The sequence below is a fragment of the Corallococcus sp. AB030 genome, from assembly GCF_003668965.1.
GTDB classification, from domain to species: Bacteria; Myxococcota; Myxococcia; order Myxococcales; family Myxococcaceae; genus Corallococcus; species Corallococcus exiguus.
The window spans coordinates 1-11542 of record NZ_RAWQ01000269.1; the positions used below are offsets into that span (position 1 = coordinate 1).

Sequence of the window (11542 nt, forward strand, 5' to 3'; positions counted from 1 at the left end):
CGGGGGATGTGGCCACGGGCCGCGAGGCGGGGTTGTCCCGGCTCATGAAGGGCGAGGCCTTCGCCGATGAGGACTGGCGAGCCTTCGCCGATGCCTCGCGCGCGGTGAACGAGGAGCTGCTGCGACTGTCGGCGCAGGAGGCCGTGAAGGGAGCGAAGCTCCTCCTCTGGTCCGAGGGCAACGCGGTGGTGCTGGCCTCGGAGCTGGAAGCGCTCATCGCACGGGGGAGCGCGCTGGCTCGCGAGCGGGGCGTGTGGCTCGGCATGTCGGTGGCGAGCATGACGCCCGAGGCGGAGCGGATGCTGCGCAACGAGCTCATCCTGGTGGGACCGGATGGCGCGGTGGCATGGCGCTATGTGAAGTCCCGGCCGGTGCCGGGATGGGAGGCGGAGCACTCCATCCCGGGCAGCGCGGAGCCGGCGGTGAGCCAGGCTCCCGGCGTGGGAGTCCTGGGAGGCGCCATCTGCTTCGACGGAGACTTCCCGGCGGTGTTCGCCAACGCCTCGGAGCGGGGGCTCGAACTGCTCCTGCTGCCGTCGAGCGACTGGAAGGGCATCAGCCCACTGCACACGCGGCAGGCGGTGTTCCGCGCGGTGGAGCAGGGCTTCAGCATGGTTCGGCAGGTGAATCAGGGACTGTCTGTGGCGGTGGACGGCTACGGGCGCGTGTATGGCGAACTGGACCACTTCACGGCGGAGGAGCGCGTGCTTCGCGCGGAACTGCCGGTGGGCCGGGTGCCCACGCTCTACGCGCGAATCGGAGACTCGGTGGGACTGCTCTCCGGACTGGCCGCGCTGGGCTGGGTGCTCCAGGCCACCGTCCACGGGCTCATCGCGCGGCGGCGAAGCGCGAACAACGCCGCCGGCATGGGTGACAAGGGTCAGGCTCTGGGCCCATGAGGACGCTTGGGGGCCGCCTCCTCCGTCTTCGGGGGGAGGACGTCCTCCCGCGGAGGCTCGGTCACCTTGCCGCTTCCGCGCTGGCGCTCCTCGACGAGTGCCATCTGCATCTGCTGAAGCGCCGTGAGCCGTGGCTTCGCGGTGCTTCGGGGCTCTTCCTTGAGGGCCCGCTCCAACTCGACGACCGTGCCGAGCTGGTCATAGACATCTGTCTGTCCGTGAAGGAAGGAGTCCGCCCCGAATACGCCCTTGAAGCAGGGGATGACATGTCCCTGTCTTCCGAGCGCAGCCGTCACCTCGCCCATCAGCAGGCGCGCCGCTTCCTCCGTCCGCACGAGGGACTCGGCCTCCACCTCGGAGCCCTGTTCGGCCAGGGCAGTCCCCAGGCGGCTCTTCGTCACGATGCTCTCCACGTCGCGCAGTGTCTTGGAGAGATCCTCCGCCCCCTTGCTGCTCTCCACGAGCAGGAGGTTCAGGTAGAGCGCGCCAATCACAGGCGCTCCCTTCCATACCTGGAGGCCGCCATCCCCGAAGCGGATCTCCCTGCCGGCTCCGTCCTGACGGAAGACGCCCTTCGTCGGCTCCGCGGCCGAGGCAAGGAGCGATGGAGTCCGGCCCGAGAGGTCCCAGGCGAGCCCGACAAGGTAGAGGTCGTCGGACGCCTGTCTCAGCAACGTGAAGTCGAAGGACGGGGTGATGCTCACTCGGCGCAGCCGCACCGAGACCTCCTCGCGAGTCGAACGAAGCCCCATCCGCAATGCGTCATGCGCCGCCTCCACGCCCGATGACGTGATGCGCAGGGGGACCTCGGTGAATGGATCATTCCCGCGGACCACCTGGATGAGCGGCGGCGTCCGCTCCGCACGGCTCGGACGCGCCCTTCGCTTGCCCGGCTTCTCCTCCTCGAAGTCCTCCCGGGTCGCTTCCTCCGGAGGAATGAGGGCGGCATCCAGCAGGGCCCAGCAGTCCGTCGCCAGGGGGCGCTCCCGGTCGAAGAAGGTCCACGGAAGGAAGCCGTAGCCGTCCAGTCCCCATTTGGGGCTCCAGCTGTTCTTGAAGAGCACGTGGGAGTCGCTGTAGCCCACCGCGAGGACGGCGTGACCTCCCTCCACGGCCTCCTGCGGTGCTGGGTACGGGATGATCCCGCTCGTCTTCACCTCCGGCGAGAACATCGAGCTGAAGCAGGTGAAGCCGAAGGCGAACGGCAACCCCGCGTTCAGCGCGCTCTTCAAATGCCCGATTTTCTCTTCCAGGCGGAAGTACTGGATGGCCCGGAAGTTCTGCGCGAAGGCATACTGGAAGGCCTGCGGCTCGCGGTCGAAGTCGCTCTCCTTGTAGGGCCAGTATTCCTCTGGCGGCACGCCGAAGAGGCGCAGCGCGCGAATCGTGCTGCGGATGAAGGCCCCCGTGTCGCCCCGGCCGTCCCACCCCAGAAGCCGCCGGGTCGCCCGGTAGAGGAAGAAGCGCGAGGCCTCCACGTTCTCGCCTGTCATCCGGCGCTGGAAGTACTCATACAGGCCCACCACCGCGTTCGCCGTGCAGGAGCCAATCTGTCCCTGGTCCTCGACCGCGGAGCACCACTTGCGCAGGTCCACCCGCAGCGGGCCCACCGACGTAGCGTCCGCCGCCGCCCCCACCGCACCCTTTGGTGACAGCCGGGGCATGACCGCGGACAGGGAGCGCTTCACCTCTGGCGCCCGCACCGTCAGGTCGCGGGGATCGAGCGGATCCGGCAACCAGCCCAGTCTTGGAATCTTGTAGCTCATGGGGTCCCTCCAATGGTCCAAGCTCAAACCTGGAGCGCCCGCGTTCCGAGGCAAGGCCCCCATCGTCGATCTCGAAATCCACTCAGGCCTTGCCGACCCTCTCTTCCCGACGTCGGGGTGGGACACGCTCGGTGTGCATCGTCGTGATCGGTCCGTCCCGGCCCGCCGCCGAATACACGGCGACCACGTCAAGTTCGGTGCCCTCGGCTTCAATCACAACAAACCCCTTGAGAAAGCGGGCATCGACCCCGGAGATTTTGAAGATGTCCGAGCAGTCGATCTCCAGCGCTTCATCCGGGCCGAGGCCGGCACTGACGAACTCGGAGACAGGACCGGGCTTCAATCCAGGCATCCCAATGGCAACCTGCACGCGAAAGCCAATCTCCTTCAGCGCCGCCGTGTCCCCGCCCTTGAAGCCACTCAACCCAAGGGTGATTCCACCGGCGGAGTATTCTCCATGGTTGCCGTGCCCCGAGGCATCGACTGCCGTCATCGCTCCAGGTGCCTCTCCCAGGCGCCAGTAGCCAATCGGTCCATCCGCCAGGACCGCGGCGGCGTAGCGTTCAAGTGCCATGTCATCTACACGTGGTCATCAACGGCCAGCGCGCTCCTGGGTCAAAACTAAGAAGCCCGTTTCGCGTCGCCAGCCCCATGAGTTGGGCACTCCTGCTGGCGCACCCAGGCAGAGGCACGGTCAACCCGCTGCTGTCCGCCGTGGGGGCAATGGCGAGCAAGCTTTGGGAGTCCTGCCTGTACACATGCCTGCCGGACCGAGAGCGCACGCTGCGCACCGGCGTCACCGTGTTGACCACCGCCGCGTTGGCACTGCTGACGTGCTAGCGCGGGCCGTAGACGGGCAGGTCCGCTCCCGCCTCGAATGCGCCCAGGTCTGGCGCCGGGCCGGTGAAGCCCTCGTTGATGTTCGGCAGGGCCTGGCCCGCGTTCGCCGCGGCCGAATCCGCCCGGATGCGCAGGTCCGGCTTCGCGTAGAGCGTCAGCGGGGCGGCGGGATACGCCACCGGGGTCGCGAACGCCGTGAGGTCCACCTGCACGGCATGCTGTTCGCTCGTTCCGGTCCGCAGGGTCTGGAGGCTGGTGAACGGGGTGGCGCCCAGGCGGCCCGTGACAGTGTCCGTGGTGGAACCCACACCGTCGTAGTCGAGGCTCGAACTGGCGACCTCCAGGTCGGGCACGTGCAACACCCGGCCGGTGCCACTGCTGTAGCCATTGAACGTGCCGCCGGTCCCTCCCAGGAAGAGGTTGTTGCGCGCGTAGAGGTGCGCCACCGGGCGGCCCGCGTAGATGCCGAACGCATCTCCGTGCTTGACCACCGTGTTGTGCAGGAGCACGTCACCGGTGCTGCCCCGGTAGAGTTTGAAGGCCACGTGCACCGCGTTGTAGATGGCATTGCGGACGAAGTACGTGGGCCCGCCCAACCCCGGCTGCGACGACACCGCGATGAAGTTGTTCGTCAGCCGGTTGCGGACGATGCGGCAGTTGTGGAAGCAGAAGTCCGCCTCGATGCCGTCATCCGCGTTGCCGGTCAGGTCGTTGTTCAGGATGTCGATGCTGAACTGATCCACGGCCTCTTCGTCCTCCATGAGGGAGATGCCGTCCCGGAACCCCGTCACGCGGTTGTGCAGGATGACGTGCCCCGGGCCGTTGACGGCGATGCCTTCACCCAGGTTGTCTCCACTGGCGCCGAGCGACGCCTCCGCCCACTGCGTCAGGCCCGTCACCACGTTGTCCGCGATGTATGCGTTCTCCGCGCGGGTGAAGGTCACGATGCCGTCGCCTCCATGGGCGCTGCTGGCGTTGATGGCGCAACGCTGGATGACGATGTGCTTCGAGCCGTTGAAGCGGATGCGGCCGTTGACGGTGAGTCCTTCCAGGTGGACGTGGGACTGGGCGAAGAGGTTGATGGCGCCGTTGATCACCACCCCGGCCGTCCCCCGGAGCACGATGGGCTTTCCTTCCGTTCCGCTCCGGGACCAATCAAAGCCAGCGTAGGTTCCCGCGCCCAACTGGAGGACGTCCCCCGGCTGCGCGCTCGCGGCGACGCTGGCGAACGTGCCGGGTGTCACTGCCTTGACGGGGGCGCCTGCCATGGGGACCGGCACCGGGCGGGTGGTGGCGGTCGTGGTGCGCATGGTCGACCCGCCATCGGGGTCCGTGAGGGTGAGCTCCACCTCGTAGGTCGTCCCCGGCTGGAGGTCGAACACGCTGCCGGAATGGCGGCTCGTCCAGCTGAAGCCTTCGTTGCTGCCCGCGGCCACGCGGCGCAGCGGCAGCGCTTCGCGCCAGGCGCTGGTGCCCGAGGCCCGGTAGCGGACCGTCACCACGCCATTGGCGTTGGCATCTCCGCTGAACGCCCACTCCACGGTCAGGTGGTGCAGCGTCGGAAAGGGCAGACTTGTCGCGCCGGCCACCGTGGCGTTGTCCCCGAGGCTTCCTCCATCGCCGCTGCTTCCCGCATCACCGCTGCCGCCGCCGTCGAAAACGAGTCCCCCATCCACGGGGTCGCCTCCATCCGGTGTCCCATCGGAACAAGCGGCCAACGTCAGCAATCCAAGAACACAGGCCCAGCGACAGGATGAAGGGGTCATGGGTTTCCTTTCGCCAACCTTGGTCCGACGCGGTCCCTGAGGGCAATGAACCTTTGCACCGCGAAACAGCGGGGTAGAGGATTGCCCGTAGGCCGATGACGCCGGGAAACCATGGCGAGCGAGCACGAACGGGGAGCGAAAGTGAAGGTCCTGAGGCTCGCGGTCCTGCTGGCATTGGCCGCGTGCAGTGAGAAGTCCGTACCCCCGCCGCCTGGGCCCACCGCGACGGCGGTGGTTTCGCCGCCGGCTGCCGAGGACGCAGGGGACTCCGCGCCGCCGGTCGCGGTCCTTCCGCCCGCTGCCTTCCAAGCGCATCCCGCGCAGGTCTACACCGGGCCGCTCGCGACGCCTGACCTGACCGGAGGCGACGCGGGGGTGAAGATGTACCGCACCCGCCTCCGTCAGGCGGCCGCCAAAGGGGTGAAGTTTGGCGGCCGATACGCGGTGATGATCAGCGGCTGTGGCACCGAGTGCATCTTCGGATTCGCGATCGACGCGAAGACCGGCCACGTCATGCCCCTGCCGGCCAGTGGCGAGGACTACCGGCAGCTCCAATTGGCATTCCGCCCGGACAGCCAATGGATGCGAGCCATCTGGATGGGCAGCTCTGAAAGCGGGACCGAGGCCTGCGTCCTGCGGGACTTCGTCCTCGACAAGGGCACGTTCCGTCCGGTCAAGGATGAGGTCCTTCCCGGGGCCTGCCCCGAACTGGGCGTCGGGACGGGCGAAGCCATGGGCCCGCGCTGAGCGCGAACGCCGCAAGGGCACGGGCTCATGGGAGTGTCTAGAGTTCGGCGCAGTTGAATTGAATGGGCTGCTTCACCAGCGCCTGACGGATGCCACTGTAGACGGCCCCGCTCGACGCCAGGCCGATGTGCTCCACGAAGATTGCCGGGCACTGCTCCTGGACGACCACGTTGCACTTGAGCGCCTGTCCTTGCGCGTTCGTGCGGTCGCAGTTGTCCATGCGCCCGTTGGTTAGCCCGTCCGTGAAGACATCGAACTGCTTCAGGTTGTTGATGTTCGTGTAGGCGATGCCGTCGTCCGGGACCCGCTGGTTGATCTCTTCCAGGAAGGGGCCCGCGCGCAGTTGGGTGCAGATGGGGCTGTCCGTGGGCTTGCTGGTGCACCCCACCAGCAGCGCGGCCAGCAGCGGGTCCACGTGGGTGCCCTTGTGGGGCGAGCCCAGGCTGATGAGGTTGTCCACCAGTCGCCAGCCGAAGTCATGCACGTAGGTCCGGGCCGTGATGCCGCCCTGGCTGTGCCCGATGAGGTTGACCTTCTCCGCGCCGGTCTTCAGCAGCACCTCCGAAACGCGATTCTTGAGGACCTGCGCGCCCTCGCGGATGTCGATGAGTCCGCCCCCGGGTAGCTCGAAAATCTCCACGTAGTAGCCGTCCGCCCGGAGCCGCCCGGCCAGGATCCAGTACAGGATCTCACTCGCCACCGTGCCGCCCACGATGATGACCGGGTTCTTCCGCGTCGCGGGAACGACGACCGGTGGCGGCAGGGGAGTGGTGGTGAGGTTGCAGCTCACGACGCTGGCCTTCGCGGTTCCGGGGTTGGAGATGAGCGGAGGATCCGCGGCGAGGCAGGCCCACGAGCCATCCGCCTGCGGCCCCTGCTGCACCATGAACTCCGCATGGACAGAGCCATTGCCCGCGAAGGACAGCTCGCAGCCGCCTCCCAACGTCCGGCCCGTCCCCTTCGCGAACGATTTCGGATAGGCCCCCGTGCCCTGCGCGCCCTGCGTCACCGTGCACTGGAGGTTGGGCTTCGGCGTGACGGCCGTCGGGCCCACGCGGCATGCGACGAGCGAGGCCTCCACCGTGGCGTCCTGCCCGTGGTTCGGCGGATCCGCCGCCTGGCAATACCAGCCCTGACCGCCGGGCGTGGGCCGGGAGATGACCACGTTCTCCGCGTGCACGGAGCCATTGCCGAAGTGGGACGTGTCACAGCCGCCGGAGACCACCACGTACCCGTCGGTGACGAGGTTGGGGGTGAGGCTCACCTCGACGGTGGGGTTGCGGAGCAGGCCCGTCTTCTTCGTGAGCGTCGTGCACTGGAGCGGCAGCGGGGTGCCCCCTGCGTCGGTGGCCCGGCAGTACGTGACGGACGCCTTCGCCCAGGCCGGGTTGGAGACGAACGCGGGGTCCGCGCCCTTGCACCGCCAGCCGGAAGTCCCGTCCGGTGCGTTCTGCACCATCACCGCGGCGTGCACGGACTCCAAGCCGAAGCGCGACACCTCACACCCGCCGCCCACCCGGACGTAGCCCGCGGCCAGCTTGTCGGCGGGCACCATGGCCACGACCTTCGGGTTGGGCGTCAGGCCCGCGGCGGGAAAGCGCTCCTGTGAGGTCTGGCAGTCGAGCGTCTGCGCGGCGGCCGTTGAGCCCATCAAGAGGAGCGCGGCGCAGAACCCCACGTGCACGTTCGGGGCGCTCACTTCGCGACCTCGCGCAGGGTGATTTCGTAGACGACCGTCGCGTTCGGAGGAACCTTGCCGGGCAGCCCCTGCGCGCCGTAGGCCAGCTGCGGCGGGAGCGCGAAGCGATACGTGCTGCCAATCGTCATGAGCTGGAGGGCTTCCTTCCAACCCGCGATGCCATCGCTGACGCCCACGACCGCCGGCTTCCCCTGCGCGGCGGAGCTGTCGAACTCCGTGCCCGTCCCGCCGACCACGGTGCCCTTGTAGTCAATCACCACGCGGTTCGCGGGGCCGGGCTTCGGGCCGGTGGTGGCGGTCAGCGCCTGGTACTGGAGCCCGCTCGCGGTGGTGACCACGCCCTTCTGGGCCTTGTTCGTCGCCAGGAAGGACTGGCCCGCCGCACCGTACTTCGCCGAATCCGCCGCGCGCTTCGCCGTGCGGTTCTGGAGCATCGTGCCCTGCGCCCGCGTCCGCGCCTGGGTGAGCTCCGGTCCGCTCAGCAACGAGGGCTTCCCCTCCAGGTTGTCCCGGATGCCCTGCACCAACGTATTGATGTCCAGGTCCGCGTCGGTGCGCTTGATGGACTCCGCGACGTCCTGGCCCAGTGCGTAGCTGTCCCGCTCCTTGTCGGTGCCCAACGGCGCCGCGGCATGCGCGGTCGCGGTGAAGAAGAAGAGGAAGGCAAGGTGCTTCATGGGGTGGAACTCCTGGCGGATGGAGACGGGAGGCGAGCCCCGCTGAATCCAAGGCACGTGCCAGCCACTCTCCCCTCTGGAGCCATGAAACGAGGACGCCCCCTGACACGTCAGGAGCCGCGCTGAACACGTCAGGGAGATGCTTTGAGGCGCAAGCCAAGACCTCAATGCCTCGCCGCTGTCGGGCTCCTCACGGACCCTGCTTCCGGGGCCTCTTGAACAGTCCTTCAATCCCCTTGCGCGCCTGGTTCACCGGGTTGCTGCCCACCTTGGGCAACAGACCCTTGGCGATGTTGAGCGGGCTTCCTGGCGTCACTTCGGGATCTTCCAGCGTGCCTGTGATGGTCAGGGGGATGGATACGGGGCTCCCAATGGGAGTCGCGCCGTGGGTGAGGGTGGAGACGAACGACGCGGACGCATCGAGCGTGCCCTTGAGCTCCAGGCGCGCATCCAGCCCCACCCTGCCATCCAACCTCCCGCTGCCAATGCTCGACTGGAAGGCCACGGGCTTCGTGAAGGTGAGCCATCCGTCCTGGACCCGGAACGAGGCGCTCAGGTCCTTCAACTCGGTGCCCTGGGCTGTCTTCGAGCCGGCTCCCCTCGCGCCCGTCTGGCCCGACCCCGTCAGGAGCGGCGTCACCTTCTCCTCGAGGTTCGCCGTCGTGAGGGCGCCATCCCCAAGCTGCACGGTCCCGCTGCCGGTGAGGGTGTTTCGTATCTGGTTCCAGTCCGTGCCCGTGCCGGTGAGCTGAAAGTCGCCACTGGCCCTGCCTCGCAGCGCCTGGGAACCCGCTAGGGATTGGAAGGCCTGCGCGGTGTCCATTCCGGTGAGCACCGCCTTCAGGGACCACTCCGGCTGTTTCTTCGTGAGGTCCACCTGGGACCCACGCAGGTCCATGCGCCCGTCATAGACGGTCGCGCTCCCTCGCTGCACGCTCAGCACGCCTTCATCCAGCTTCGCCCGCGCGTCCACGTTCGTCGCCACGTGCGCGCCATGGTGCAGCTTCGCGAGCTTGAGCGTGCCGCTCACATCGACCTTGCTCAGCTTCTTGCGCACCGAAGCCGGCAGCGCGGGGGATGCGGTTTCATCCCCGGGTTGTTGTGGCAGCGCCCCCAACACATGCTTGAGGTCCAGCTCCTGCCCCTGCATCGCGAACCGCACGCGAGTGGGTGCCACCGAAGCCGAGGCGGTCCCAGCGAGGTCGATGCCCGGCCCATTGATCGCGAGCTTCGTGAAATCGACCCTGGCGGCTTTCACCCGGTCCGGGTCGATGCGTGATGCGAAGGCGAACGAACCACTCGCCGGTTCACCACGAAGCTTCAGTGCCTTCGCCGCGCCCTGGCCCGTGAGCACGTACGCGCCCGCGTTCGTCTTCACATCCGCGCTGACGTCCACCTGCCCCCCGGTGAAGTAACCCATTGCCGTCGGGGGCAGGAAGTTCCGGAACGCGTTCACGGACAGGTCCTTGCCGCGCAGGTGCATCGTCACCTGGGGCCAGGGCTGGCCGGGCTGGGGCTTCCCGGTGGGGAAGGGGGCGACCTTGAAGTCCACCGACACGTTCCGAGCTGGCGCGGCGATGGCTGCCTTCAAGGAGCCCTTGAGTGTCAGTCCGGGCCCAAGGCCCTTCAAGTCCAGGTCGATGTCCCGCATCGCGACCGCGGCGGTGCCACCGGCCGACTGGGCATCGGTCACGTTCACGACCCCGTTTCGAATCCGGAGCGCCTCGACGCTCGTCTCTCGCGCTGCCCCCGGCGGGGGACTGCCGGTCCCAGGCTGCTGGCTCCCCAGCTTCTCGTAGTTCCAGGTCCCGTCCCTGCGTCTCACCAGATTCAACCGGGTGTCATCGAGCGTCAACGCCCCCATGCGCACGTCCTGGCCCAGACTCCGGATCAATGGCCAGAGCTGGACGGTGGCCGTCGCGTGACGGGCTTCGAGGAAGGGCGGTTCATCGCCTTCACCCTCGACCCGCAGGTTCGTGACCGAGGCTCCAGGCCTGGGCACCCAGTGGGCCTCGACCTTCTCGACGCTCACGGGGCGGCCAAGGGACCGGGTGGCGATGCCCTCGAGCTGCTCACGGAGCTGCCCGACGACCCAACCTGGATTCAGCGCCAGCGCACCGGCCCCCAGCACCAGCACGGCGGCCAGGGTTCCGAGCACCCACATCAAGGCGCGGCGGACGGGGAGGGCGGTTTTCTGCTGCATACCTTGGAAAGATGGGGATGCCTCGTGCGGATGACCTCCCGCGAAGCCATCCTTCCAGGTCAGCACCCCCTGGAGTGACGGTGGGGCTGACCAGCCTGGAGCATGAGGCGGCCCGTTCTGGGACAACAGGACGGGTCGAGGCTGCCGCTTTCGAAGGACGCGCACTCCGCTCCCGGCCAGGGCTCCCGCGGAAGCGGTTGCACGAAAAGCACGACCGTTCTATGAAGAGGTCATGCGCAAGGGCGAGCTCACCCATCAGACCATCCTGGAGACGGCCGTCCGGCTGGCGAGCCGGGTGGGGCTGCAGGGGCTGAGCATCGGGGGGCTGGCGGAGGAGCTGGGCCTCTCCAAGAGCGGCCTGTTCGCGCACTTCAAGTCCAAGACGGAGCTGCAGGTCCAGGTCCTGGAGGCGGCCACCGTCGTCTTCACCGAGCGCGTCATCCGCCCGGCGTTGGGCAAGGCCCGAGGTGAGCCCCGGGTGCGGGCGCTCTTCGACGGCTGGCTCACGTGGGACCGGGACAAGGTGCTCGAGGGCGGCTGCATCTTCGTGGCGGCGGCGGCGGAGCTGGACGACGCGCCCGGGCCCGCGAGGGACACGCTGGTGCAGGGGCAGCGGGACTGGCTGGACTGCCTGGCCCAGGCCGCGCGCATCGCCGTGGCGGAAGGGCACTTCCACAAGGCGCTGGACGTGGAGCAGTTCGCCCATGATCAGTACGCGGCGATGCTGGGCTTCCACCACGCGCAGCGCTTGATGCGGGACCCCCAGGCCGAGGCGCGAGCCCGCCGGGCCTTCGAAGCGCTCGTCACCGCCGCGCGCACCCCGGCTTCCTGACCCTGTCGTCGCAGTGTCCTTCGAGGAGGACCTCATCATGGCGGAAAATAGCACGAACGTTCGGACGAAAGTGGCGCTGTGGGGTGTGAGGGCGGCGGCGCGGAGCCTGGGGG

The 11542-nt window shown here is 68.1% G+C and carries 10 protein-coding genes; 4 read left to right on the forward strand and 6 right to left on the reverse strand.

What is annotated here, in order from left to right; genetic code table 11:
• Positions 1-899 (forward strand): nitrilase-related carbon-nitrogen hydrolase (locus tag D7Y15_RS39065; RefSeq protein WP_304988695.1); only part of this gene is annotated, 899 nt, incomplete at its 5' end.
• On the opposite strand, the gene D7Y15_RS39070 is transcribed toward D7Y15_RS39065, so the two are convergent.
• Together D7Y15_RS39070 and D7Y15_RS39075 are read right to left on the reverse strand one after the other, a co-directional pair.
• On the reverse strand, positions 881-2665 hold the full coding sequence (locus tag D7Y15_RS39070) for a C1 family peptidase (protein ID WP_120576788.1): 1785 nt from the start codon (positions 2663-2665) through the stop codon (positions 881-883). The genes D7Y15_RS39065 and D7Y15_RS39070 overlap by 19 nt on opposite strands.
• A gap of 82 nt (positions 2666-2747) precedes the next feature.
• On the reverse strand, positions 2748-3239 hold the full coding sequence (locus tag D7Y15_RS39075; RefSeq protein WP_148712977.1) for a hypothetical protein: 492 nt from the start codon (positions 3237-3239) through the stop codon (positions 2748-2750).
• Between the two features lie 77 nt (positions 3240-3316).
• Between D7Y15_RS39075 and D7Y15_RS39080 the strand changes: the two genes are divergently transcribed.
• A complete protein-coding gene (locus D7Y15_RS39080) occupies positions 3317-3505 on the forward strand; it encodes a hypothetical protein (RefSeq protein WP_121755740.1) in 189 nt (62 codons plus the stop codon).
• Here the strand turns inward: D7Y15_RS39080 and D7Y15_RS39085 are convergent.
• Positions 3502-5181 (reverse strand): right-handed parallel beta-helix repeat-containing protein, encoded by a 1680-nt coding sequence (locus D7Y15_RS39085; RefSeq protein ID WP_121755741.1) that lies wholly within the window; start codon positions 5179-5181, stop codon positions 3502-3504. The two genes, D7Y15_RS39080 and D7Y15_RS39085, sit on opposite strands and share 4 nt — an antisense overlap.
• 201 nt (positions 5182-5382) lie before the next feature.
• Between D7Y15_RS39085 and D7Y15_RS39090 the strand changes: the two genes are divergently transcribed.
• Entirely contained in the window at positions 5383-6018 is a 636-nt protein-coding gene (locus tag D7Y15_RS39090) for a hypothetical protein (protein ID WP_121755742.1), read from the forward strand.
• A gap of 37 nt (positions 6019-6055) precedes the next feature.
• Here the strand turns inward: D7Y15_RS39090 and D7Y15_RS39095 are convergent, their stop codons facing one another.
• From D7Y15_RS39095 to D7Y15_RS39105, 3 genes are all read right to left on the reverse strand, one after another.
• Positions 6056-7717, reverse strand: a complete 1662-nt coding sequence (locus tag D7Y15_RS39095) for an alpha/beta fold hydrolase (protein WP_121755743.1) — start codon at positions 7715-7717, stop codon at positions 6056-6058.
• Positions 7714-8394: an FKBP-type peptidyl-prolyl cis-trans isomerase N-terminal domain-containing protein gene (locus D7Y15_RS39100; protein WP_121755744.1), complete on the reverse strand. Its 681-nt coding sequence runs from the start codon at positions 8392-8394 to the stop codon at positions 7714-7716. The genes D7Y15_RS39095 and D7Y15_RS39100 overlap by 4 nt, the downstream gene beginning before the upstream one ends.
• 190 nt (positions 8395-8584) lie before the next feature.
• On the reverse strand, positions 8585-10552 hold the full coding sequence (locus tag D7Y15_RS39105) for an AsmA-like C-terminal region-containing protein (RefSeq protein WP_233605259.1): 1968 nt from the start codon (positions 10550-10552) through the stop codon (positions 8585-8587).
• Positions 10553-10829: 277 nt separating this feature from the next.
• Here D7Y15_RS39105 and D7Y15_RS39110 point away from each other — a divergent pair, with 277 nt between their 5' ends.
• Positions 10830-11429: a TetR/AcrR family transcriptional regulator gene (locus D7Y15_RS39110; protein WP_121755745.1), complete on the forward strand. Its 600-nt coding sequence runs from the start codon at positions 10830-10832 to the stop codon at positions 11427-11429.
• Positions 11430-11542: the final 113 nt, after the last annotated feature.